At 37.0% G+C, this 23,517-nt stretch carries 28 protein-coding genes and 1 other annotated feature; of the genes, 4 read left to right on the forward strand and 24 right to left on the reverse strand.

What is annotated here, in order from left to right:
- The first annotated feature begins 23 nt into the window (after positions 1–23).
- Complete coding sequence (gene pssA / locus CQZ94_RS02030; protein ID WP_002011698.1) at positions 24–725, forward strand: CDP-diacylglycerol--serine O-phosphatidyltransferase; 702 nt, start codon at positions 24–26, stop codon at positions 723–725.
- A 95-nt stretch (positions 726–820) separates the two neighbouring features.
- On the opposite strand, the gene CQZ94_RS02035 is transcribed toward pssA, so the two are convergent.
- The 21 genes from CQZ94_RS02035 to CQZ94_RS32215 form a co-directional block, all read right to left on the reverse strand.
- Complete coding sequence (locus CQZ94_RS02035; protein ID WP_105584082.1) at positions 821–1,792, reverse strand: NAD(P)-dependent oxidoreductase; 972 nt, start codon at positions 1,790–1,792, stop codon at positions 821–823.
- Between the two features lie 144 nt (positions 1,793–1,936).
- Complete coding sequence (locus CQZ94_RS02040) at positions 1,937–2,101, reverse strand: YozQ family protein (protein ID WP_105584083.1); 165 nt, start codon at positions 2,099–2,101, stop codon at positions 1,937–1,939.
- A 68-nt stretch (positions 2,102–2,169) separates the two neighbouring features.
- Positions 2,170–3,189: a histidinol phosphate phosphatase domain-containing protein gene (locus CQZ94_RS02045; RefSeq protein WP_105584084.1), complete on the reverse strand. Its 1,020-nt coding sequence runs from the start codon at positions 3,187–3,189 to the stop codon at positions 2,170–2,172.
- A gap of 14 nt (positions 3,190–3,203) precedes the next feature.
- Complete coding sequence (gene hisE / locus CQZ94_RS02050) at positions 3,204–3,527, reverse strand: phosphoribosyl-ATP diphosphatase (RefSeq protein ID WP_105584085.1); 324 nt, start codon at positions 3,525–3,527, stop codon at positions 3,204–3,206.
- Between the two features lie 10 nt (positions 3,528–3,537).
- Positions 3,538–3,843, reverse strand: coding sequence for a phosphoribosyl-AMP cyclohydrolase (hisI, locus tag CQZ94_RS02055; protein ID WP_105584086.1), 306 nt, complete (start codon positions 3,841–3,843; stop codon positions 3,538–3,540).
- Positions 3,840–4,598 carry an imidazole glycerol phosphate synthase subunit HisF gene (hisF, locus tag CQZ94_RS02060; protein ID WP_105584087.1) on the reverse strand — a complete coding sequence of 253 codons (759 nt, stop codon included), beginning with the start codon at positions 4,596–4,598 and terminating at the stop codon, positions 3,840–3,842. Before hisF ends, hisI begins: the two co-directional genes overlap by 4 nt.
- On the reverse strand, positions 4,592–5,311 hold the full coding sequence (hisA, locus tag CQZ94_RS02065; RefSeq protein WP_105584088.1) for a 1-(5-phosphoribosyl)-5-[(5-phosphoribosylamino)methylideneamino]imidazole-4-carboxamide isomerase: 720 nt from the start codon (positions 5,309–5,311) through the stop codon (positions 4,592–4,594). The genes hisF and hisA overlap by 7 nt, the downstream gene beginning before the upstream one ends.
- On the reverse strand, positions 5,284–5,913 hold the full coding sequence (gene hisH / locus CQZ94_RS02070) for an imidazole glycerol phosphate synthase subunit HisH (RefSeq protein ID WP_105584089.1): 630 nt from the start codon (positions 5,911–5,913) through the stop codon (positions 5,284–5,286). Before hisH ends, hisA begins: the two co-directional genes overlap by 28 nt.
- A complete protein-coding gene (gene hisB / locus CQZ94_RS02075; RefSeq protein ID WP_105584090.1) occupies positions 5,914–6,498 on the reverse strand; it encodes an imidazoleglycerol-phosphate dehydratase HisB in 585 nt (194 codons plus the stop codon).
- Entirely contained in the window at positions 6,498–7,787 is a 1,290-nt protein-coding gene (gene hisD / locus CQZ94_RS02080) for a histidinol dehydrogenase (protein ID WP_105584091.1), read from the reverse strand. Before hisD ends, hisB begins: the two co-directional genes overlap by 1 nt.
- A gap of 11 nt (positions 7,788–7,798) precedes the next feature.
- Entirely contained in the window at positions 7,799–8,434 is a 636-nt protein-coding gene (hisG, locus tag CQZ94_RS02085) for an ATP phosphoribosyltransferase (RefSeq protein WP_002158672.1), read from the reverse strand.
- Positions 8,410–9,672 carry an ATP phosphoribosyltransferase regulatory subunit gene (locus CQZ94_RS02090; protein WP_105584092.1) on the reverse strand — a complete coding sequence of 421 codons (1,263 nt, stop codon included), beginning with the start codon at positions 9,670–9,672 and terminating at the stop codon, positions 8,410–8,412. The genes hisG and CQZ94_RS02090 overlap by 25 nt, the downstream gene beginning before the upstream one ends.
- A gap of 307 nt (positions 9,673–9,979) precedes the next feature.
- On the reverse strand, positions 9,980–10,561 hold the full coding sequence (gene leuD / locus CQZ94_RS02095; protein WP_142395722.1) for a 3-isopropylmalate dehydratase small subunit: 582 nt from the start codon (positions 10,559–10,561) through the stop codon (positions 9,980–9,982).
- Positions 10,539–11,933: a 3-isopropylmalate dehydratase large subunit gene (leuC, locus tag CQZ94_RS02100; RefSeq protein ID WP_105584094.1), complete on the reverse strand. Its 1,395-nt coding sequence runs from the start codon at positions 11,931–11,933 to the stop codon at positions 10,539–10,541. The genes leuD and leuC overlap by 23 nt, the downstream gene beginning before the upstream one ends.
- Positions 11,933–12,997, reverse strand: a complete 1,065-nt coding sequence (gene leuB, locus CQZ94_RS02105; RefSeq protein WP_105584095.1) for a 3-isopropylmalate dehydrogenase — start codon at positions 12,995–12,997, stop codon at positions 11,933–11,935. Before leuB ends, leuC begins: the two co-directional genes overlap by 1 nt.
- A 76-nt stretch (positions 12,998–13,073) precedes the next feature.
- Positions 13,074–14,594, reverse strand: coding sequence for a 2-isopropylmalate synthase (gene leuA / locus CQZ94_RS02110; RefSeq protein WP_105584096.1), 1,521 nt, complete (start codon positions 14,592–14,594; stop codon positions 13,074–13,076).
- A 1-nt stretch (position 14,595) separates the two neighbouring features.
- The gene (gene ilvC, locus CQZ94_RS02115; protein ID WP_142395723.1) at positions 14,596–15,606 is read right to left on the reverse strand and encodes a ketol-acid reductoisomerase; all 1,011 of its coding nucleotides are present in this window, start codon (positions 15,604–15,606) and stop codon (positions 14,596–14,598) included.
- 27 nt (positions 15,607–15,633) lie between these two features.
- Positions 15,634–16,143 (reverse strand): acetolactate synthase small subunit, encoded by a 510-nt coding sequence (gene ilvN, locus CQZ94_RS02120; RefSeq protein WP_000822949.1) that lies wholly within the window; start codon positions 16,141–16,143, stop codon positions 15,634–15,636.
- Positions 16,140–17,840: an acetolactate synthase large subunit gene (gene ilvB / locus CQZ94_RS02125; protein WP_105584098.1), complete on the reverse strand. Its 1,701-nt coding sequence runs from the start codon at positions 17,838–17,840 to the stop codon at positions 16,140–16,142. The genes ilvN and ilvB overlap by 4 nt, the downstream gene beginning before the upstream one ends.
- A gap of 72 nt (positions 17,841–17,912) precedes the next feature.
- Positions 17,913–18,139, reverse strand: a binding site (T-box leader).
- A 16-nt stretch (positions 18,140–18,155) separates the two neighbouring features.
- Positions 18,156–19,052, reverse strand: coding sequence for a branched-chain-amino-acid transaminase (gene ilvE, locus CQZ94_RS02130; protein WP_105584099.1), 897 nt, complete (start codon positions 19,050–19,052; stop codon positions 18,156–18,158).
- A 141-nt stretch (positions 19,053–19,193) separates the two neighbouring features.
- Positions 19,194–19,409 (reverse strand): hypothetical protein, encoded by a 216-nt coding sequence (locus tag CQZ94_RS32215; protein WP_105584100.1) that lies wholly within the window; start codon positions 19,407–19,409, stop codon positions 19,194–19,196.
- 59 nt (positions 19,410–19,468) lie between these two features.
- Here CQZ94_RS32215 and CQZ94_RS02140 point away from each other — a divergent pair, with 59 nt between their 5' ends.
- Both CQZ94_RS02140 and CQZ94_RS02145 read left to right on the forward strand, forming a co-directional pair.
- A complete protein-coding gene (locus tag CQZ94_RS02140; protein WP_105584101.1) occupies positions 19,469–19,708 on the forward strand; it encodes a DUF3911 family protein in 240 nt (79 codons plus the stop codon).
- Between the two features lie 84 nt (positions 19,709–19,792).
- Positions 19,793–20,032, forward strand: coding sequence for a YkuS family protein (locus tag CQZ94_RS02145; protein ID WP_142395724.1), 240 nt, complete (start codon positions 19,793–19,795; stop codon positions 20,030–20,032).
- 373 nt (positions 20,033–20,405) lie between these two features.
- Here CQZ94_RS02145 and CQZ94_RS02155 read toward each other — a convergent pair whose 3' ends face one another.
- The gene (locus tag CQZ94_RS02155) at positions 20,406–20,495 is read right to left on the reverse strand and encodes a phosphoribosyl-ATP pyrophosphatase (RefSeq protein ID WP_142395725.1); all 90 of its coding nucleotides are present in this window, start codon (positions 20,493–20,495) and stop codon (positions 20,406–20,408) included.
- A gap of 114 nt (positions 20,496–20,609) precedes the next feature.
- Positions 20,610–21,011: a GerW family sporulation protein gene (gene ytfJ, locus CQZ94_RS02160; protein ID WP_105584104.1), complete on the reverse strand. Its 402-nt coding sequence runs from the start codon at positions 21,009–21,011 to the stop codon at positions 20,610–20,612.
- 172 nt (positions 21,012–21,183) lie between these two features.
- On the opposite strand from ytfJ, the gene CQZ94_RS02165 reads away from it, so the two are divergent.
- Positions 21,184–21,558, forward strand: a complete 375-nt coding sequence (locus CQZ94_RS02165; protein ID WP_097881431.1) for an imidazole glycerol phosphate synthase — start codon at positions 21,184–21,186, stop codon at positions 21,556–21,558.
- Positions 21,559–21,592: 34 nt separating this feature from the next.
- Here CQZ94_RS02165 and CQZ94_RS02170 read toward each other — a convergent pair whose 3' ends face one another.
- Positions 21,593–22,936 carry a TrkH family potassium uptake protein gene (locus CQZ94_RS02170; protein ID WP_002140965.1) on the reverse strand — a complete coding sequence of 448 codons (1,344 nt, stop codon included), beginning with the start codon at positions 22,934–22,936 and terminating at the stop codon, positions 21,593–21,595.
- Positions 22,937–23,517: the final 581 nt, after the last annotated feature.

Here is a 23,517-nt window from a genome sequence, read left to right on the forward strand (position 1 = left end):
AACAGAAAGCAAGGGATCAGATTTTGTATAGAGCAGCTATTCCAAACTTATTTACGCTCGGAAATTTATATAGCGGATTTTTGTCAATCGGCTATGCATCTTTAGGATATTATAAATCAGCTGCTATTTTAGTACTGATCGGGATGATGTTAGACAGTCTTGATGGTCGTGTCGCTCGTTTATTACGCGTTGATTCACAAATGGGAAAAGAGCTTGATTCACTCGCGGATGTTGTAACATTTGGCGCAGCACCTGCTGTTTTAATGTATTACACATCTTTTTCCAACTACGGAATCATTGGACTATACATAGCGGGATTATTCCCTCTGTTCGGAGCATATCGCTTAGCACGATTTAATGTAACACCATCTTCTACTTCTATGAAATATTTCACTGGAGTTCCGATTACTGCAGCAGGAGGGCTTGTCGCTTTCTTAACATTATTTTCACATACCATTCCAAAAATCGTTCTCATTACCGTATTTGTAACGTTCGCATTTTTAATGGTGAGCCGTGTTCGTATCCCAAGTTTAAAAGACGTACCAATTCCACGATATAGCATAATTATTACACTATTTTTAGTTGGAATTATTATTACAATGTACCAAACAAGTTTTGGCAACATTTCTGTTTTCTTATTCATTGCCATTCCACTATACATTTTGTATATGTTATCTCAATTTATTAGACAAAGACCTTCTAAAAAAGCAAATAAAGAAAAATAAGAAAAACCTTCCGTTTCGGAAGGTTTCTTTTTATCTCGCTATTTACGGGTAGCCCGATTGGTGAGGGCTAATAATCAAAGAGAGGATGGACACCCTTATTTTGTAACCAATACTTTTTGATTTACAGGTGTTACAGGTTCTTCACCATTTAATACAGCTAAAATATTTCTTACTGCCATTTCAGCCATTGCATCACGCGTTTCGAATGTTGCATTCCCTACGTGAGGAGCAAGTACCACATTCTTTAATCCTTTTAGCTCTTCTGTAATTTTCGGTTCAAATTCAAACACGTCAAGAGCTGCACCTTCAATTTCATTTGTTTTTAGTGCATGAGCAAGTGCAAATTCATTCATAATTGGTCCACGTGAAGCATTTACAATATATGCTGTTTTCTTCATCATTTTAAACTGTTCTTCATCAATCATATGATGTAATTTCGGGTTATAAGCACAGTTAATTGTAATAAAGTCTGCTGTTTGTAATAATTCTTCCAATGTTACATATGTTGCTCCCAGTTCACTTTCAGCTTCAGGCTTACGATTTGGCCCTGTATATAAAATATCCATTCCAAATGCTTTCGCACGCTTTGCAACTGCCTTCCCAATTTCTCCAAGGCCAATAATTCCAATTGTCTTACCGTGCACTTCACGACCCAAGAAAAATAATGGTGCCCAGCCGTTAAATCCAGTTGTACGACATAACGTATCCCCTTCAGGAATTCTACGTGCCGCTGCTAAAAGAAGTGCAAATGTTAATTCTGCTGTCGCTTCAGTTGATACTTTCGGTGTATTCGATACTGTAATTCCTTTTTCTCCTGCATACGTGAAATCAATATTATCGTAACCAGCACCGTAGTTTGCAACAATCTTTAAATTAGATGCCGCATCAATAACTTCTTTCGTCACCTTTGTAGAAAGTAAACTTAACAATGCATCTTTATCTCTTACACGCTCTGTTAATTCCTTTAAAGAAATTAACTCTTCTTTATCGTACATTTCTACATCATGATTCTTTAATAGTTCTAATCCGATTTCTGGAATTTTCCCTGCTACTAATATTTTCGCCACTACTAACACCTCTTCTATAGAAAATAAGATATCTCTTATATTTCATTGTAAGAAATCCACATATAAAAACCAAGGAATTTGATTATAGTTTTGAAAATCGACACTTTTCCATAAAAAAAGAGGAGATGCAACTCTCCCCTCTTTTTACGCTTTTTCTTGCGATTCTTTCCCAAGCTTCGCATCGATTGTTCCTTCTGCAACTGTATCGCTAATTTGTTCCTCAATAACAGAGTTAGCTGTATTACTCGTTTCAGAAGTATAGGCTTGCTCCGCCACTTGTACGTTTTGTTTATTTTGTTGTTCCGCCATTTTCCACCCTCCTTTTTATTCTTTCTTATTTTGAACAAAAAGGGTGGTTTTCATCAAAAAATCGTGCTTCATTTTAAAATTGTCACTTCTTCTTCAAGCAATCTCATCGTTCTTACTCGTTTCGTAAATGTAGCTATGTGAGAAATATCATGATTGCGTAATGTCTTTATATTCTCTTTCACATACTTTCCTAAATCATTCGGATAATGAGCATCTGAGGATAGAGTAATCGGAACTCCATGTTTAGCTAATACTTGTAAATAAAGCGGACTTGGACACATTTCGCGCACAGGATAACGATAGTACAACCCTGCATTTATTTCTGTTGCTGTATTTGTTTCCACTAAAGCACGAGCGATTTCCTTATAATAAGAAAGCTGTTCATTCTCATCTAACCGGTAATTAAATACTTTTATGTTATCGAGGTGAGCTATAATATCAAAGAGCTCAGAACGAACGGCACTTTCAACTGTAGCGAAAAACGTGTGATATAAAGTATGTAACTCATGCGTACCAAAATACTCTTTCGTATCTGGATTATCAAATCCCCATCCATCTATAAAATGGACCGAACCGATTACATAATCAAAGTCTCCTAATGCTAGTAAGCCTTTTAACTCTTGTTCACCCCCGATAAAATAATCCGCTTCAATTCCAAGTTTGAGCGTTACCCCTTGTTTATTCCATCTCTCTTTTGCCTCTTCTATCGCCTTTGTAAAATCATAAAGAGACGTTACTCTTACTTGATCTAACCATTCTTTTTGTAAACGACCAAGCTTAGAATCACTAATATCTACATACTTTTCATAATATCCTTTCGCTTCATGAAAACGATATAAATGATCGACAATACCAACTTCTTTTATACCTTTTCGCAAAGCCTCTTCTAAATATAAATCAATCCATTTCGCTGTAAATGGACCTTCCTTCACACGTTTTTTCAGGCGTTCTTGTGTTTTCATAAGCCATTCCATTGAATGTTTATCTTCTTTAAGCGGTTCAAAATATTGTAGTGCATCATTTATTTTAGCAAGCCAGCCTATTGAATATGGGCCTTCCTCTAAATGAAGATGATAATCTACTTTCATCCATATTCCCCCCCTTATAATGTATCTATTTCTCTTCGATCCCCTACTCTCGAAAGCTTTCCATTTCTTTCTTTCACTTCTTGCATGACATCTTCTAATGAAATATTTTTTTCAGCTAATAGAACAAAACAGTGATAAAACACATCAACCATTTCTTTTACTAGTTCTTCTTTATCATTATTTTTAGACGCAATAATTACTTCTGTGCACTCCTCACCAATTTTCTTTAAAATTTTATCTTCACCTTTTGAAAATAAATAATTCGTATATGATTCAGAGAGTGGATTTTTCTTTCGTTCTTCAATTGTTTCAAATAATAACTTAAGGATATCTTCCATATGTATCCCCCTATATAATTTTATAGTGAAAACACGTTTTTTCTCCCGTATGGCAAGCAGGCCCTACTTGCTTTACGACAACAACGATTGAATCTTGATCACAGTCTAAATAAAGTGATTGAACATATTGGACATTTCCCGATGTACCTCCTTTATTCCATAACGATTGTCTCGAACGGGAATAAAACCATGTTCTTTTCGTTTCCAGCGTCTTGTCATACGCTTCTTCATTCATATAAGCTAACATTAAAACTTCTTTCGTATCTTCCTCGACAACAACAGCTGGTATCAATCCTTTTGAAAAGTTAGGTTTCATAACCTCACCTCAACGTTTGCTTCTCTTAATTTCCTCTTCACATCCTGTACAGTCGCTTCACCATAATGAAAGATTGATGCTGCTAATGCTGCATCAACTGTTGTTTTTTGAAATACTTCTATAATGTGATCCGCATGGCCACATCCTCCTGACGCGATTACTGGGACGGAAACGCTGTTTGAAATTGTTTCTGTTAAACGAAGATCATATCCATTTTTCGTTCCATCTGCATCCATACTCGTCAGTAAAATTTCTCCTGCTCCGAGCTTAACAACGTGCTTCGCCCATTCGATTGCATCCATTCCAGTATTAAGTCTTCCACCATTTACATATACATTCCATTTATCCTCTTCTACTTTTCTAGCATCGATCGCTACGACCATACATTGCGATCCAAAGTGTTCTGCCCCTTCCTGGATTAGCTTTGGATTTCTTACGGCAGCTGAGTTAATCGAAACTTTATCTGCTCCAGCTCTTAGTAAATTGTACATATCTTGAACATCTGAAATCCCCCCTCCAACAGTAAGAGGAATAAATACTTTTGAAGCCGTTTTTTCTACAACATCTATAATCGTTTTTCGCCCTTCATGCGTTGCAGTAATATCTAAAAATACAATTTCATCTGCTCCCGCATCATTGTATAAAGCAGCTATTTCAACAGGATCACCGACGTCTTGTAATCCTATAAAATTTACTCCCTTTACTACCCGCCCTTCTTTTACATCTAGACATGGTATAATTCGTTTCGCTAACATAGCTTTGTAACCTGTAACACTTCTTCTAAATCAATCGTTTTCTCGTAAAGAGCCTTACCAATTATGACTCCATATATATTCATATCATTTAATCTTTTCACATCTTGAATAGATGCCACTCCTCCAGAAGCAATCACACGAATGCCCACGCTTTTTTGCAGTAGCTCTAATTGTTCAAAGTTCGGACCTGCAAGCGTCCCATCTTTTGAGATATCTGTAAACACAATCGTTTGAACACCTAAACTTTCCATTTGCTTCGCTAAATCAATGTAAGAAATTTCAGATACATCTAACCAGCCCCTCGTTGCTACGAAACCATTTTTCGCGTCAATTCCAACAATGATTTTCTCGTTATATAGACGAACTGTTTCTTCTAAAAATGACTTATCATAAAGTGCAGCTGTTCCTAAAATCACTTTTTCTACACCCACTGACAATAACTTCTCTACTGCTGCAAGTGACCGAACACCTCCTCCAACTTGCACCGGAATGCGTACCGCTCTGCATATTTTTTCAATGACAGGCAAATTTACTGCCTCCCCAGCAATTGCACCATCTAAATCAACAATGTGTAATCTTTTCGCTCCAAGTTGTTCAAATACGATTGCTTGTGCGACTGGATCTTCATTCATCACCGTTTCTTTACTAAATTCTCCTTGATAAAGCCTTACACATCGCCCTTCTTTTAAATCGATAGCTGGGAAGATTTCCATGCTTCTACCACCCCTTTGAAATTTTTTAACATTTGCATTCCAATTTCACCACTTTTTTCAGGATGAAACTGTGCGCCAAATATATTTCCTTTTGCTACAAAACCAGGTACTTGCACTCCATACTCACTTGCCCCATACACAATTTCATTCGGACAATCTGCATAATAAGAGTGGACATAATATACGAAAGAACCGTCCTCGACTCCATTCCAAAGCGATATTTCTCCTTCTTTTTTTAATTCATTCCACCCCATATGTGGAATTTTATAAGGAACTTTTAACTTTCGAATGACACCTGGCAATAAATTTAATCCGTTACAATTTTGTAGTTCCTCACTTTTTTCAAATAATAACTGCATTCCTAAGCATATGCCAAGGAGCGGTTTTCCTGAGCTCCCAACTTCTTTTAGCACACATACTAAATCTTTTTCTTCTAAAACGTCCATCGCTTTCGGAAATGCGCCTACTCCAGGTAAAATAACTCCATCACTTCTCAATATTTCTTCTTTATCATCCGTTATGATGTACTCTGCTCCAATATACTTTAATGCTTGTTCCACACTGCGAATATTTCCCATTCCATAATCTATAATTGCAATCAATTACAACATCCCTTTCGTTGAATTTACACCATTAATGTTGGCATTTTTATCGACTGCCTCTCTAAGCGCTCGACCAAATGCTTTAAATAAAGCTTCAATTTTGTGATGTGTATTGCTTCCGTATAGAATGCGAGCATGTAATGTAATATTTGCCGCATGAGCAACTGCTCTAAAAAATTCTTCCGTTAATTCTGTGTCAAAATCTCCAAGCTTCGGATTTGTTAATTCACCTTGAAATACAATATATGAGCGCCCGCTTATATCAATCGCGACAAATCCTAAAGATTCATCCATCGGTACATACGCTGAGCCGTAACGGTTAATCCCCTCTTTATTTTGCAATGCTTCTTTCAAGCAAGTTCCGAGTACAATTCCAACATCTTCAACCGTATGATGCGCATCAACGAATACATCACCTTCAGCTTCAACTTGCAAACCGAATCTTCCATGCCTAGCAAATAAAGTTAGCATATGATCAAAAAAACCAACTCCCGTTTGCACAGAAACATTCGTACTTTCATCGAGCTGCAAACTTAATTTAATCTTTGTTTCAGTCGTCTCACGTGCTTGACTGGATTGGCGCATTATTCTTCCTCCTTAAACCTAATTTGGATCGCTCTTGCGTGTGCATGTAAACCTTCTTTATTTGCAAGTTCTACAATATGATGCTGTACACTTCTTAACGCTTCTTTCGTATAAGAAACGAAGCTTGATTTTTTCACAAAATCATCGACGGATAACGGAGAGAAAAACCTTGCCGTTCCACTTGTCGGTAATACGTGATTCGGCCCCGCCAAATAATCTCCGAGCGGTTCAGGTGCATATGGACCAAGAAAAATTGATCCAGCATGCTTTACATAAGCTAGAGCATTCATTGGCTCTTTTATGTGTAACTCTAAATGTTCTGGAGCGATTTCATTTGATAAATGAAACGCCTCTTCTAAAGAAGGGACAATAAAAATTGCTCCATTTCTTTTTATTGATTCACGAGCTATTTCACTTCTTGGTAACGTCTCTAGCTGTCTTTCTATTTCTCTTTCTACTTCTTTAGCAAGCTGTACATTCGTTGTAATACAAATAGCAGTCGCTCTTTCATCATGCTCTGCTTGTGATAATAAATCCGCAGCAATATAATTGGCATTTCCTGTTTCATCTGCGATAACTACAATTTCTGATGGTCCAGCAATCATATCGATATTGACTATCCCATATACTTCTCGCTTCGCTAGAGCAACATACAAATTTCCAGGTCCAACTATTTTATCTACTTTAGGAATCGATTCCGTTCCATATGCTAGAGCAGCAATTGCTTGAGCACCACCGACCATATAAATTTCATCTACACCTGCAAGACTTGCAGCAGCTAAAATATGCGGATCAATTCCTCCTTGCCTCGGCGGTGTTACCATTACAATTTTTTTCACTCCTGCGAGTTTTGCTGGCAATGTATTCATTAATACTGATGAAGGATACGAAGCAGTCCCGCCTGGCACATATACACCTACATTTTCTAACGGCCGAATGAGCTGTCCTCTAATTACCCCTTCACTCACGCAATCGAACATAGATTGTCTTTTTTGCTTTTCGTGATACGAGACAATGTTTTTCTTTGCCTCTTCTAACGCTTCTAAAAAAGCTTGTTCTACAAACTTACTTGCTTGTTTTATTTCTTCTGCACTTACACGAAAATTTTTTATCTCTACACCATCAAACTTTTTTGTATAGAACGATACAGCTTCATCTTTACTCTCCCTTACGTTTTGAACAATTTCGCTTACACTTCTTTGAACAGTTTCTTCTATTATATTAGCGCTTTCTCGTAGCAATTTTATTTTCGATAAAGCCTCTTGGAAATCTTCAAAAACTATCTCCATTTAAATTCCCCCTATTTCCCTGACAAAATTTCTTGTTCCATCATATTTATAATACCGAATATTTCGTCTTTTTTAGTTTTCAATGCAGCCTTATTCACAATCATTCGAGCTGATATAGAGCACATTTCCTCAAATACAATTAACCCGTTTTCTTGTAATGTTTTTCCTGTTTCAACAATATCAACAATTGCATCTGCCAAACCTAGAAGTGGAGCAATCTCTACAGATCCTTCTATTTTAATAATTTCTACATCCTCCCCTTTATCATGAAAATATGTAGAAGTAATGTGCGGATATTTCGTAGCAATTCGTTTTTTTCGATAACTCTTCGGATTATACGTAGGAATAGAAGCGACACAAAATTTACACACGCCTACTCCTAAATCCACCATCTCATATATATCTTTCTCAAATTCCATTAATATATCTTTTCCAACGACTCCAATATCAGCTACGCCATGTTCTACATAAGTAGCAACATCTACCGCTTTCACTAAAATAAATGAAATGTTTGTGTTTTTACTTTTAAACACAAGTTTTCTTCCTTTATCTTTGAGCTCCGAACAATCAATTCCAATTTTTTCAAACAGTGGAATAACATGCTTTTCTAATCTTCCTTTCGTTAACGCAATTTGAATGTTACGCATGAAGCCTCCCCTTCTTTCTGGATGATCCATTTCTCTCTCCATACATATTCCACTAGTGACTCACTCTTCGCCTCAACGACTGTCATTATTTTATACTTGTTTGCAAATTGAAAAGTATCATTTAAATTAGAGAATAAAGATAACTGGGCATTCTTCCCGTCCTTTTGAAGTAAATTTCGTAACCTTTCCCCTTCTGCTAATCTATTTAACTCATAATGAATCATAATATCTATTCTCTTTCGTTTATATGGTTCTTGCTGCTCTTGAAGTGCCTTAACTATTTGATTTACTTGCACCGCGAGCCCAACAGCTGGCATCATCTCTCCAAAATTTCCAATTAACTCATCATATCTTCCGCCACTAACAATCTCTTCTCCAATTTCATATATATACCCTTTGAAAATAACACCCGTATAATAATCCAAATGTTGAACCATACCTAAATCAATTGATATGTAAGAGGCATATCCTAACTGTTCAATTGTTTCATATATTTCTTTCACTCTTGCAATGGCCATTTTCATTTCATTACTTGAGGCGAGTTTTTCTGCTTCCTCAATAACATCTAAACTCCCGAATAACCTTGGCAACTTCTCAAGTAATCTTACTGTTTCATCACACCGATCTAATTTTTTTTCTTCGATAAAATTTGAGAGACCGGCATAATTTTTACTCTCAATATATGTTCTAAGTAACCTCTCTTCTTCATCATGAATGGAGAGTTTTTTTACAATACATTTATATAACTGCACTTGCCCAATCTCAATTGTAAAAGATTGTACCTTCAATTTTTGAAGTGCTTGAATTACGCTTATGACACACTCAATTTCCGCTCTTACATTATCAATCCCGATAATTTCAATACCACTTTGTACCATTTCATTATATTTTCCAGAAAGAGACTCATTCGCTCGAAATACATTTCCACTATATGTAACTTTAAGAGGAGTGTCCCATCTCTGCGTTCCAATTACTCTTGCTAAAGGAATTGTCATATCTGGGCGTAAAACGATAATCCGCCCTTTTTCATCAAAAAATTTATACATCTTTTCTTCATCTATTGGCCTATTTTGAAATGCAAAAACATCGTAAAATTCAATTGTTGGTGTCCTTATTTCTTCATAACCTCTCTCTAAAAAGGTCCGTCTTAATTTTTGTTCCACTTCTTCAATTAACGTACATTCTTCGAATAAGTAATCCCTCGTTCCATTCGGATTTGCACGCTTCCACTTTGTCATCTCATTTCACACACCTTTCCTTCTCTAATGTATGCTCATTCCATTCACCTAAACCGAAAATAAAAAGAGCCTTGTAGAAAAATACCTACAAGGCTCTTTAGTAGAGTGTAGGTACAACGGGAATAACCCTTGTGCCTACACGTTTTCACGTTAGGTTCAAGGGTTTCATGTATGATGATGTAGTTGTGTAAGCATTTTAATAGATTGCACGATATTCATAATACTTACTCCCTTTCTCCTCTGATTTTCACATAGTATATAACAGTTAATTCTGAATGTAAATAGATTTTTAATATTCCGTCTTTTATTAATATAAGGCTATCTCTCTTTCATACTCTCCAATTTCTCGTTCGTATTGCATCGTAATGCTAATTTCATCTAAACCATTTAATAATTTCTCTTTCCACATTTTCTCGATTGTAAAATGAAACCTATGCGTATTCGTTGTAATTACCTCATTCTCTAAATCTACTTCTATTTGTTCTCTCGTATCCGTTTTAGCAAGTTGTTCACGCATTTCTTTATCCATTACAATCGGCAACATACCATTTTTCATGCAATTCATATAAAAAATATCTGCAAATCCCCCGGCGATAATAACGCGGAAACCATAATCAGCAAGCGCCCACGGAGCATGTTCTCTTGAAGAACCGCACCCAAAATTATCACCCGTAATTAATATACTTGCTCCTTTTCGTTCTTGCGCATTAAGAGGGAAATTAGGATTTTCATGGCGCTCATTATCATAACGCCACTCATCAAATAAATATTTTCCAAATCCCGTCCTTTCAATTCTCTTTAAATATTGCTTCGGAATAATTTGATCTGTATCAATGTTATCATTCATAAGTACTGCGGCAGTACCTTTATGAATACGAAATGGCTCCATCATAATTCTCCTTTCTAATATCAACAAAATGACCATATAACGCAGCCGCTGCTGCCATAGCTGGGCTTACTAAATGTGTTCGTGCTCCTTTCCCTTGCCTTCCTTCAAAATTACGATTTGAAGTAGATGCACAATGTTCCCCTTCAGGCACTTGATCCGGATTCATTCCAAGACACATTGAACATCCAGGCTCTCTCCATTCAAATCCCGCTTCTTCAAATATGTGATGTAATCCTTTTTGCATCGCTGCTTCTCTTATCCTTTTAGAACCAGGCACAACGAGGGCTCGCACACCGTCTTTCACTTTTTTCCCTTTTACAACAGATGCTGCAATTTCTAAATCAGATAATCGAGAATTTGTACAAGACCCAATGAAGACATGCTGAACTGGAATTTCAAAAGTACTTTGTCCAGGACTCAATCCCATATACGAATATGCTCTTTCATCATTTTTATCATGTTTTTCTGGTAATTTTTCATCAATTCGAACACCCATACTAGGATTTGTTCCCCAAGTGACATACGGTGCTAAATCCGTAACATCTATCGAAATATGTAAATCATAAATTGCATCTAAATCTGTATAAAGCTCCGACCATTTTCCCATAAACGTTTCATAGTCTTTCGGTGCATATTCACGCCCTTTTACATAAGAAAATGTTTTCTCATCTGGTGCAATGATGCCAGCTTTCGCTCCCCCTTCAATTGTCATATTGCAAAGTGTCATTCTCTCTTCCATTTCCATAGCATGAATCGTCTCACCGTAAAATTCCATTACATACCCAGTTCCAACTGCTACACCGTACTTTGAAAGGAGATGCAAAATAATATCCTTTGCATAAACGCCTTTTGGTAACTTTCCTTTTAATTCAATTCCCATCGCTTTCGGCTTTCGTTGCCACAACGTTTGCGTTGCTAATACATGTTCTACCTCACTCGTACCAATGCCAAATGCTAACGCTCCGAAAGCACCGTGGGTTGCTGTATGACTATCACCACAAACAATCGTTTTCCCTGGCTGTGTGAGTCCAAGTTCTGGTCCTATAACGTGAACGATTCCTTGCTCTTCATCACCAATATCAGCTAATGACACCTGAAATTGTTTACAGTTCTCACGAAGTGTATCCAATTGCTGCTTCGCAATACGATCGGTAATATTCCAAACATCTATCGTTGGAATATTATGGTCCATCGTTGCAAACGTTAATTCCGGTCTCCGTACAGTTCGATTTGCAAGCCGCAAGCCTTCAAAGGCTTGCGGTGACGTTACTTCATGAACGAGATGAAGATCGATATATAATAAATCCAATCCATTTTCATTCGTTGCAACTACATGTCTTTCCCAAAGCTTATCTAGTAATCTTTTTCCCATTATCGTCCTCTCCCTACTAGCGCTTGCTCTTCCATTTCTTGAATAACCGCTTTCGTAAATGAAGTTGTCGTCTCATCTCCCCCAATATCAGCTGTACATTTTCCAGATTGAAGAACTGCAGATATTGCAGATTCAATTGCATACCCTTCTCTCGTTAATCCAAATGATTGCCCCAGCATCATCGCAACTGAACGCATCATCGCAATTGGATTTGCTTTATTTTTCCCTGCAATATCTGGTGCTGATCCGTGAATAGGCTCATATAAAGACGGCCCGTTTTCCGCATGACTCGCTGATGGAAGCATTCCTAATGACCCAGCTAATACAGAAGCCTCGTCACTTAAAATGTCACCAAATAAATTTTCTGTTACGATAACGTCAAATCTCCTTGGGTTCCGAATTAACTCCATAGCAGCTGCATCTACTAAAATATGCTCTAATTCAACACCTGGATAACGTAGTGCTACTTCTTCTGCCACAGTTCTCCATAGTTTGCTAGACTCTAAAACATTCGCCTTATCAATGGACGTTACTTTTTTCTGTCTCTTACTCGCTAATTGAAAAGCATACGAAACGATGCGTTCAATTTCATGACGATGGTACGTAAGTGTATCAGTTGCCGATTCTTCCGTTCTTTCTTTCGGATAAGAGAAATAAATACCACCTGTTAGTTCACGAACGACAACGAAGTCAATTTCATCAGTATTTTTTAATGGTGATAAATGCGAGGTTGCACTTTCTACCGTCACAGGACGAACGTTTGCAAATACACCAAGCCCTTTTCTCAGAGCTAGTAAGCCTTTTTCCGGTCTTTCTTTCGCAGCGTCCCACCGTGGTCCACCAACTGCTCCAAGTAATACTGCATCACTCGCTAAACAAGCTGCAAGCGTTCGTTGTGGCAATGGCTGCCCGCTTAAATCAATAGCAGCTCCGCCAAAGTGCTCATCCTGCAAATAAAAACGATGACCGTATAATCTCTCTACCATATACAATACTTCTTTCGCACTTTCCATAATTTCCGGCCCTACACCATCACCAGCTAAACAAACGATACGTTTTTCCAATTCGAGCACCCCTTTGACTGAATTTTCAGAACTTTATTTCGATAGGTGGGGAAAGACTTCCTCACCTATCAAATACTTATTTCACAAGAGTTATAAAAGATTTCAATTTTCCAGCCGCATGGACATACGCTCTCGCCGATGCTTCTAATACGTCTTGTGCAACACCAAAACCTGATACTTGATGCGTTCCTTCTTTTAATTCAACATGTACATGAGCAAGTGCATCTTGACCTTGCGTAATAGATTGGATGCGATAATCCGCCAATTCACATTCTAATCCTAAAATTCTTTGAATTGCATTATAAATCGCTTCAATACTTCCAGAACCAGTTGCTGCATCTTCGTATACATTTCCTTCCTCATCTTTCAGTACAACTGTTGCGCACTGTGTACTATTTGATACGAAGTGTACTTGCAATTGTGTAATGCTATATTGTTGTGCCGAAAATGCTGCTTCACCAAGCATAAGCGCACGTAAATCTTCTTCTGTAATTTCCTTTTTTCGATCAGCTAATTTTTTAAATGCTTCAAATATAGCATCTCGTTCTTCGTTCGTAAATTCATAGCCAAGTTCTTTCATTTTTTCGGTAAATGCATGACGTCCAGAATGTTTTCCAAGTACAAATAGGTTTTGAGATTCACCTATAAGCGCCGGTTCAATAATTTCATATGTCGTCACTTCTTTTAAAACACCATCTTGATGAATACCTGATTCATGAGCGAATGCATTTGCTCCAACAATCGCTTTATTTTTCGGTACAATCATACCTGTTAAACGACTTACCAATGTGCTTGTCGCTTTAATTTCTTTTAACGTCATAGAGGATTCTGCTTCATAGAAATCTTTTCTAATATGGAGAGCAACTGCGACTTCTTCTAAGGCTGCATTTCCTGCCCTTTCTCCAATTCCGTTAATCGTTCCTTCTACTTGTAACGCTCCGCCTTCAACTGCAGCTAACGAATTCGCTACTGCCATCCCAAGATCATCGTGACAGTGACAAGAGAAAATTGCTTTTTCATACGAAGGAACGGATTCTTGTAAATATTTAAAAAGAGAATAATATTCTTCTGGATTCGTATATCCAACTGTATCAGGAATATTGATTACATTCGCTCCTGCACGAATCGCTACTTCTACTGCTTCAGCTAAAAATGCTCTCGATGTTCTTGTCGCATCTTCTGCTGAAAATTGTACTGTTGGAAATAATGATTTTCCGAGTGTAACTGAGCGATGAATGCTATCTAATACATCTTCTTTAGACATACAAAGCTTATATTTCATATGAATATCACTCGTAGCTAAAAATACGTGTAAACGAGGCGAGACAGCACCTTTCACTGCGTCATATGCTCTTCGAATATCGCTTTCCTTTGCTCTAGCTAAACTCATAACCGTAGCACTTTGAATGGTATTTGCGATACGTTTTACCGATTGAAAATCACCTTCAGAAGCCGCTGCGAATCCAGCTTCCATTACATTAATTCCAAGTCTCTCTAGTTGCCTCGCAATTTGTAATTTTTCTTGTTCATTTAAATTAACTCCTGGTGATTGTTCGCCATCACGAAGCGTCGTATCCATGAACAAAATCTGCTTCATATTATTTAATCCCTACCTTTACTCGCGGCTGTACAAAAGGCATCATTTCACGTAATTTACGTCCAACTACTTCGATTTCATGTTCATTTTCTTTCTCATTTGTCGCCTGGAAATTTGGTCTTCCTGCTTTATGCTCTGCAATCCAGCCTCTTGCAAATGTACCATCTTGAATTTCTGCTAATACTTCCCCCATCACTTTCTTTGTATCTTCAGTAACAACGCGTGGTCCCGATACGAAGTCACCCCACTGCGCTGTATCTGAAACTGAATATCTCATATTTTCAAGTCCGCCTTCGTACATAAGATCAACAATTAGTTTCAGTTCATGTAAACATTCAAAATATGCAAGTTCAGGTTGATAGCCAGCATCAACTAGCGTTTCAAATCCCGCTTTTACAAGTGCAGTCACTCCGCCGCAAAGTACAGCTTGCTCTCCAAACAAATCTGTTTCTGTTTCTTCTTTAAACGTTGTTTCTAGTACACCCGCTCTCGTCGCTCCAATTCCATCTGCATAGGAGAGTGCCTTTTCAGTCGCAATTCCTGTTGCATCTTGATATACTGCAAATAATGCAGGAACAGCTCCCCCTTCCGCAAACGTACGACGTACTAGATGTCCTGGACCTTTCGGTGCTACTAGAAATACATCTACATTAGCTGGCGGTTTTACTTGATCAAAGTGAACATTAAATCCATGCGCGAAAACGAGAGAATTGCCACCTTGTAAGTTTGGTGCAATTTCAGCTTCATATACTTCCGGCTGTAATTCATCAGGTAGTAGAATCATTACTACATCTGTTTTTTCTGCTGCTTCCGCTACTGTATATACAGAAAAACCGTCTTCTTTCGCCTTATCCCATGACTTCCCTTTCCTCAGTCCTACTACCACATCAAATCCGTTATCACGTAAGTTTTGCGCATGCGCATGGCCTTGCGATCCATATCCGATGATTGCTACTTTCTTTTCCTTTAATACATTTACCGTTACGTCTTTTTCATAATAAACTTTCGCCATTTTCATTTCCCCCTATTTTTTAAATAATTATTGAATTAACATAACTTGTTTATCTTGTTTTTTCATACTACGTGTAAATGCCGTTACACCTGTTCTAGCAATTTCTTTCAAACCGTATGGACGAAGTAATTCAATTAACGCTTCTACTTTCTCCTGAGTACCTGTTACTTGCACCACTATGGAATCCTTCCCAACATCTATTACAGTGGCTCGAAATGGTTCAATTAAACTATATAATTCTGCTCTTGCTACAGACGTTGCTACTTTAATAAGTGCAAGTTCTCTAGCGATCATCGCTTCTTCTGTAATATCTGATACTTTCAGTACATCGATTTGCTTATGAAGTTGTTTAATTAACTGCTCAACTTGCTGTTCATTTTCAACGTGTACAACAATCGTCATTCTCGAAATATCCGATGATTCCGTATGACCTACTGAAATACTTTCAATATTAAAATGTCTACGTGTCATAACACCTGTAATTCGATTTAACACACCGCTTTGATTTCGAACTGTCGCTGTTACAATTCTCTTCACCTTTTCTCCACTCCCTCCATTTGGTGAACCCCTTTCCCTGGGGCAACCATCGGCATAACCTTTTCAGATTGAAGTACACGGCAATCAATTACAACAGGCTCTCTTAATTCAATTGCATACTGTAATTGTTGCTTTGCAAGAAGTGGGTCTTCAATACGAATACCTTTTATGCCATATGCATTGGCAAGCGCGACAAAATCTGGTTGGCATGAAAGTAAGGAGTGCGAATATCGCCTATTATAAAATTCCTCTTGCCATTGTCTTACCATCCCTAAAGCTTCATTATTTAAAATAAAAACTTTAACTGGTAAAGAATGCTCTTTTAACACACTAAGTTCTTGTAGTGTCATTTGAAATCCAGCATCACCGACAATTGCAATAACTAGTTCTTCAGGCTTTGCGATTTGTGCACCTATTGCTGCTGGAAACCCGAATCCCATTGTTCCTAATCCTCCAGAGGTTACCCATCTATCTGGGTTTTTCAGTGGATAATATTGAGCTGCCCACATTTGATGTTGCCCAACATCTGTTGTTACAATCGCTTCTCCTTTCGTAATTTCATATAACATATCAATTGCATATTGAGGTTTAATACGTTCCGAATGTTCTTTGTAAGCAAGAGGGTATTTTTCTTTTCTACTATTCAATAACGAAAGCCAATCATTGTGATCTACTTCCCCTTCTTTAAAAGTGAGTAGAGCTTCTAATGCTTGCTTCGCACTTGCAACAATAGGAATTTCAGTCGGCACATTTTTCCCAATTTCCGCTGGATCAATATCTATATGTGCGACAATCGCTTCTTTAGCAAAATAAGCTAAATTCCCAGTAAGACGATCATCAAATCTTGCGCCTATATTAATAAGTAAGTCACATTCATATAACGCCATATTTGCGGTGTATGAACCGTGCATTCCTCCCATCCCTAAAAATAGTTCATCATCTGGCGGAAACCCACCAAGACCAAGTAATGTATGAACAACTGGAATATGATATTTGCGAGCAAAACTTGTTAATTCTTTCGATGCTTTCGCATGCAATACACCTGCTCCAGCTAAAATTAATGGCTTTTTTGAGACCTCAATCGCTTGTAATAATTTGTTTATTTGTAGTAGATTCGGTTCATAATTAGGCTGGTATCCTGGTAAATCCATTTGTACGTCGCTACATCTCTCGCCTTGCTCTACGACCATATCTTTCGGAAGATCAATTACGACTGGGCCTGGTCTTCCTGTTCTAGCAATATGAAACGCTTCTTTAATAATTCGAGGTAAATCCGATGCTTTTCGCACTTGATAATTATGTTTTGTCACCGGCATCGTAAGCCCCATAATATCTGCTTCTTGGAAAGCATCACTTCCGATTAACGTTGTTGCTACTTGCCCTGTAAATACAACAAGCGGTAATGAATCAATCATCGCATCAGCTAGACCAGTAATAACATTTGTAGCACCCGGTCCACTTGTTGCAATTACCACTCCTGGATTTCCTGTAATTCTTGCATATCCTTCAGCAGCATGAATTGCACCTTGCTCATGCCTTGTTAAAATATGTGGAATTTCACAATCATAAAGCGCATCATATAGAGGTAAAACCGCACCACCTGGATAACCGAAAATCACTTCTACTTCTTCCTTTTCTAGCGCTTCTAACAATAGCTGTGCACCAGTTGCCAGTTTCTCTTCCGTTTTTGCAGACATTTTTCTTATAAGCCCCCTTTTTTTAAACATTTATAAAATAAAAAATCCTACGTCCACACTCCAGCTATGTGCTGAAGGGACGAAAGATTTCGCGGTACCACCCTTCTTTGCAAGATTACTCTTGCCTCAGTGACTCGGGATGAGTCTAGCTAATAACGGAGCTACCGTCTAAGCCTAAACAAACGCTTCAGCTTAGCACTCAAGGGTGATGTTCGTCGACGTGAACCATCGGTTTCCAGCAACCACCGACTCTCTGTGAGGCTTCACAGTCAACTACTCCTCCCTATCAACGCTTTATCATGTCATAAAGAGCTATTATCCAACTTTATTTTCTTCGTAAATTTTCTCTCCATCTTCTATAACTAATTTATGGAATTCTTCTAATAAACGATTCGTATGTGGCCCTGTTCTACCTAAACCAATCGTTCTCCCATCTACTGTCGTAACAGCAATTACTTCAGCAGCTGTTCCTGTTAAAAACACTTCATCAGCTACATATACATCGTGCCTTGTAAATAATTCTTCTCTTACGTCATATCCAAGTTTTTCGCCGATTTCTAAAATCGCGTTTCGTGTAATACCTTCTAACGCTCCAGCAGAACTTGGTGGTGTAATTAATTTATTTCCCTTCACAATAAATACGTTATCTCCAGAGCCTTCAGCTACGTACCCTTGATCATTTAACATAAGTGCTTCTTGTACTCCAGCTAGTTTCGCCTCAATGCGAACTAGAATATTATTTAAGTAATTTAAAGATTTTACTTGAGGTGATAAAACATCCGGGCGATTGCGACGCGTTGCAACTGTTACAATCGGAATTCCTTTTTCATAATATTCTTGTGGGAATAAAGATAATTGTTCTGCAATTACTACTACATTTGGTTTCGTACAAGAATCAGGATCTAATCCAAGATTCCCTGGTCCTCTTGATACTACGAGGCGAATATATCCATTAGATAGTTTGTTTTGTCGAATCGTTTCAACAACGATCTTCGTTGCTTCTTCTAACGTATATGGAATTTCTAGCATAATGGATTTCGCTGATTCATATAACCGGACAAGATGCTCTCTCAAACGGAAAACATTACCGCTATATACTCTAATCCCTTCGAACACCCCATCGCCATATAAATAGCCATGATCATATACTGAAACTTTTGCTTCGTCTTTTGGAACAAATTCTCCATTTAAGAAAATCCACTGCTCGTTCACTTGAAAGCGCCCCCTATGTTCTATGAATTTTTTATTGTTTCCTAGTTTACTCTCCTTTTCAAATAAATCAAGTGAATTTTTAGAAAATTTATAATTTTTAATCGTACGTACATCTTTGATTATATTGATTTAACAACATTGTTAGCGTTTACAAAAAGTCAAAATATTTTTTTCGCTAATTTCCACTAAAAAAATTATTTGTTTAAGAGAAGGATTTTCGTTAAATGGTGCGAATCTATTGTATTCAATAAACGGACCTCCGATTTTATATATTCGGGAATAAACAACGACTTTTGGTGAAAAAGGGGGAAAATAACAAAAATAACGCTGTCTAAAAATAACATTCATATTTTTCATTTCGCAATCATAATCCTATTTTTAAAAAACAATTTGTCAAAATGAAGGAGGAAATAAAAATGGCGTATGTACAAATTAAAGGCACGAGAGAAGAGGTAGTAGAAATGCTGCAACTATTTGATCTAATGGATACGAAAGGTTTTTGTAAATTCGATAATTACGTAGAAGTAGAACCAAATAGCAGAGAATATAATAACTTTACTGCTTCAATCGATATTCAGTCTAATAACGCTTCAACACAAGATACATTAAATGATCAATTCGTTACTCAAATGCTTACTGGTGTATATAACGACTAAACGCATATACTCTTCTACCATCTTTTTATAATATATGCTAAAAACTTGAGCATACTAACAACTAGATGGTAGGAGGTGAGAATTATGGCTAGAATTGGCGTTGAAAATTCGTTAACAGATGTTCAACAAGCTCTTCAGCAACATGGACATGAAGTCGTTACACTTAACTCAGAACACGATGCACAAGGGTGCGATTGTTGTGTTGTAACTGGGCAAGATTCTAATGTGATGGGTATTGCAGATACATCAATAAAAGGATCGGTAATTACAGCTCATGGTTTAACAACAGATGAAATTTGTCAGCAGGTTGAAAGTCGCATTTAAATTTTTACAAATCACAATACACAAAAGAAAGAGGGCTCCTTTTCACAAGGAGCCCTCTTTTTTATATTCACCTAACGGGAAAGTAACATATACTGGATGAAAGCCCTACCTCTCTCTCATCATTACGGTTCCACTGACCGCTCCTTGATTCACTAGTATACATATAAAGCTTACAAACACAATTTATAGGGTCTGTTCACAAAAGTTGTTGATAAAATTACCCGATCTTTCGCAAACTTTTCATATTGTATTCATAAGAAATATTCACTTTACACTAGTTGTAACCGAGACACGAATTAATATTTTATCACCGATACTACATACTGTCAACATTTTTTACAAATTAAAAACAGACATTAACGGTTTGTCTGTTTTAAAATGGAGCTTTTTCTTTTATTACATATACAACAAATCCGCTTACTAGCATAAATAAGCCGACTATCAAATTTTTGATATTAATCATAAATTCCTCTCCCTTATTTCGCACATCATATATATTTACATTTCAATTATTTCAATCGTCCTTAAGCGCACTTTTTCTAATATATCACAATTCCTAAAAAATGCAAGTTCACCTTTAGCGACCGTTCACAAATTTATCTACAGTGCTTGGTACAGCATTTAAAGCTTTTTCGATTAAATGGGTGCTACTATTGAGATGCAATACCTGTACACCGTTAGAACCAACTACTAAAAAAGCCACTGGGCTAATGGAAACCCCAGCCCCACTTCCGCCTCCAAATGGATGCCCTTGCTTGTTCTCTTTATGCTGCCCTTGTCCACCATTATGTTTTTCAGAAATAAAATCCCCTTTAAAGTCACTTCCACCAGCTCCAAAACCAAAAGCTACTTGAGATACTGTTAATACTACATTTCCGTCAGCTGTTGAAACCGGACTTCCAACAATCGTATTTACATCTACCATCTCTTTTAAATTTGTCATTGCTGTTTTCATTAAATTTTCAATTGGATGTTCCATTATGTACTACACCCTTTCCTCATTATTCTTTTTTATACTTTCCAAAATAGAGAAAGTCATACTAAGCTTTCCTATTTTGAAAAAACATTTTTCACTTTCCAATTGGATATTACTCCCTGTACAGGTTCGGATAAAAACAGTAAAGAGAAACATACTACTATTGAACCTTGTTATGAAAGGAGTCCTTACTTTGACTGAGAAATTTGATGAATATAAAAAAAGAGATCGGATAGATAGTGATTATAAAGAAGAATACGCAGCTGAAGTTGCACCACAGCGTATTGATTATGATGATAAAGATAACGATGATGTAAGATCATCTGCAGCTGGATCGACTGCTGGTTTTATTGCTCTTGCCTTAGCAATATTATCATTATTCACATTCCCAACACTATTTGGTCTTGTGTCTGTTCTACTTGGTATTTACGCTTATAATCGTGGAGCTACTGTAACTGGCGGTATCGCTGCCATTGTGGGTGGTATCGCTGCACTCATTGCGATTTTATTCCGAGTGGCGCTTATTGGTTTATTGTTCTCTCTTTTTTAAAAAGAAAAAGGTATCTCGCTTTATGCGGGATACCTTATCCTGTAAATACATCTTCTGATGGATATTTAATTTTTTGTTTCGCTGGTCGTGCCAAAGAGAACACAAGTGTTAACGGTCCGATTAATCCACAAAACATAACAAACATAATAATACATTTTCCAAACGCCGATAGCTTCGCAGTAATCCCCATTGTTAACCCTACTGTGCCAAACGCTGAAATTGTCTCAAATAATAACTGAATAAAACTGAAGTCTTCTGTAAGCATTAATACAAATACCGCTGTAAAAATAAGTATTTGACTAGCAACGACAATTGCTAACGCTCTCGTTACTGTCGACATTTTAATCGTACGCTGAAATAAAACAAAATCCTCTTTCTTTCTAAAGAAAGAAAGAACTGATGTAATTAAAATAACAAATGTCGTTAACTTAATTCCACCGCCTGTCGATACACTTCCCGCACCAATAAACATTAATACCATCGTAAATAGTATCGATGACTCTTCCATCCCCCCATAATCTACCGTGTTAAAACCGGCTGTACGAGGTGTAATTCCTTGGAAGAACGAAGCCCATAACTTTTCATTTAAAGATAAATGTCCCAAAGTCTTCACATTATTATATTCCAATACAAAAATCACAATCATCGCAATAACATTAAGTGCTATTGTTCCAACAATCATGATTTTGGAGTGCAGCGATAATTTTCGGAAACTACGGCTATACCATATATCAATTAATACAGTAAACCCTAATCCTCCTATTACAATTAAAGAACAAATCCCAATATTAATAATAGGATCTCCTACATATCTTGTTAAATTATCTGGCCAAAGCGCAAAGCCGGCATTATTATATGACGCAATAACGTGAAAAATACTATAGTATAAACCTTTTCCAAAACCAAACTCTGGAATAAAGCGAATCGATAAAAAGATAACCCCAATTAGCTCAATACAAATAGAAAAAATAAAGACACGTTTCACTAATTTCACAAGACCACCAATATTTGTTTGATTAAATGCTTCTCCAATTAATAATCGGTGGCGTAAACCGATTTTTTTACCTAATACCCAAACAATTAAAATGGCAATCGTCATAAGGCCGAGACCACCCGTTTGAATTAAAAACATAATAACAATTTCACCAAACATCGTAAACGTACTTGCAGTATCTACAACACCTAAACCGGTTACAGTCGCTGCCGACGTAGCTGTAAAGAAAGCATCTACCCAACTAATATGTACTTTCGTTGCAAACGGTAACTTTAATAACAATCCTCCGACCACAATTAAACAAAAAAAGCCTAATGCTAAAATTTGTGGTGGATTTAATCGTATAAAGCGATTATACAACCCTTGTTTTTTTGCTACTTCCATATCACTAACTCCCTTTATCAATTGAAGCTTTTATCCCCCCATAAATAAAGACTCTTTAAGAGCCTACAAGTAGCGGGATAAACCTTATATTCTCATAATATAGTTGAGCATAATCCTTTTTTTCATAGATTTCAACTTTTTTTTATATTCAGACTCCTATCGTTTTACAAAAGAATATTTTCTATTATATCTCCACTTATACTATAACTCTTACAACAACAACAACAACAACAACAACAACAACAACAACAACAACAACAACAACAACAACAACAACAACTATTTTATCCCTTTTCAAATTCCCATATCTTTCACTCCAAGTTCACACGAGGGTCACATCTACCTTTTATAGTATACGTATCGGAGCTGTTCCTCCCTAATTTATAAGACATTCCCCAGTGTCTTTGAATAGCTTCCATCCCTAATTAAATTGACATAAATTGTCCCCTTCCCTTGACCATCCTATATGTGATGGTCTTATTTTTTTGTTCTTTCTATCTTTTATTTGAAACTCCCTCTCTCTTTCACTCCATGTTCACATCTAGGTCACATCCACCTTTTATAGTATACGTATCGGAGCT

The sequence above is a fragment of the Bacillus sp. MYb209 genome, assembly GCF_002975175.1.
Lineage (GTDB): Bacteria > Bacillota > Bacilli > Bacillales > Bacillaceae_G > Bacillus_A.

Coding starts and splice junctions, on each gene's coding strand:
- CQZ94_RS02040 (WP_105584083.1), bottom strand. CDS start 2,101: ATGGCGGAACAACAAAATAAACAAAACGTACAAGTGGCGGAGCAAGCC.
- CQZ94_RS02045 (WP_105584084.1), bottom strand. CDS start 3,189: ATGAAAGTAGATTATCATCTTCATTTAGAGGAAGGCCCATATTCAATA.
- hisE (WP_105584085.1), bottom strand. CDS start 3,527: ATGGAAGATATCCTTAAGTTATTATTTGAAACAATTGAAGAACGAAAG.
- hisI (WP_105584086.1), bottom strand. CDS start 3,843: ATGAAACCTAACTTTTCAAAAGGATTGATACCAGCTGTTGTTGTCGAG.
- hisF (WP_105584087.1), bottom strand. CDS start 4,598: ATGTTAGCGAAACGAATTATACCATGTCTAGATGTAAAAGAAGGGCGG.
- hisA (WP_105584088.1), bottom strand. CDS start 5,311: ATGGAAATCTTCCCAGCTATCGATTTAAAAGAAGGGCGATGTGTAAGG.
- hisB (WP_105584090.1), bottom strand. CDS start 6,498: ATGCGCCAATCCAGTCAAGCACGTGAGACGACTGAAACAAAGATTAAA.
- hisD (WP_105584091.1), bottom strand. CDS start 7,787: ATGGAGATAGTTTTTGAAGATTTCCAAGAGGCTTTATCGAAAATAAAA.
- hisG (WP_002158672.1), bottom strand. CDS start 8,434: ATGCGTAACATTCAAATTGCGTTAACGAAAGGAAGATTAGAAAAGCAT.
- CQZ94_RS02090 (WP_105584092.1), bottom strand. CDS start 9,672: ATGACAAAGTGGAAGCGTGCAAATCCGAATGGAACGAGGGATTACTTA.
- leuD (WP_142395722.1), bottom strand. CDS start 10,561: ATGGAGCCATTTCGTATTCATAAAGGTACTGCCGCAGTACTTATGAAT.
- leuC (WP_105584094.1), bottom strand. CDS start 11,933: ATGGGAAAAAGATTACTAGATAAGCTTTGGGAAAGACATGTAGTTGCA.
- leuA (WP_105584096.1), bottom strand. CDS start 14,594: ATGAAGCAGATTTTGTTCATGGATACGACGCTTCGTGATGGCGAACAA.
- ilvC (WP_142395723.1), bottom strand. CDS start 15,606: ATGGCGAAAGTTTATTATGAAAAAGACGTAACGGTAAATGTATTAAAG.
- ilvB (WP_105584098.1), bottom strand. CDS start 17,840: ATGTCTGCAAAAACGGAAGAGAAACTGGCAACTGGTGCACAGCTATTG.
- CQZ94_RS32215 (WP_105584100.1), bottom strand. CDS start 19,409: ATGAAAAATATGAATGTTATTTTTAGACAGCGTTATTTTTGTTATTTT.
- CQZ94_RS02140 (WP_105584101.1), top strand. CDS start 19,469: ATGGCGTATGTACAAATTAAAGGCACGAGAGAAGAGGTAGTAGAAATG.
- CQZ94_RS02145 (WP_142395724.1), top strand. CDS start 19,793: ATGGCTAGAATTGGCGTTGAAAATTCGTTAACAGATGTTCAACAAGCT.
- CQZ94_RS02155 (WP_142395725.1), bottom strand. CDS start 20,495: ATGATTAATATCAAAAATTTGATAGTCGGCTTATTTATGCTAGTAAGC.
- ytfJ (WP_105584104.1), bottom strand. CDS start 21,011: ATGGAACATCCAATTGAAAATTTAATGAAAACAGCAATGACAAATTTA.
- CQZ94_RS02165 (WP_097881431.1), top strand. CDS start 21,184: ATGAAAGGAGTCCTTACTTTGACTGAGAAATTTGATGAATATAAAAAA.
- CQZ94_RS02170 (WP_002140965.1), bottom strand. CDS start 22,936: ATGGAAGTAGCAAAAAAACAAGGGTTGTATAATCGCTTTATACGATTA.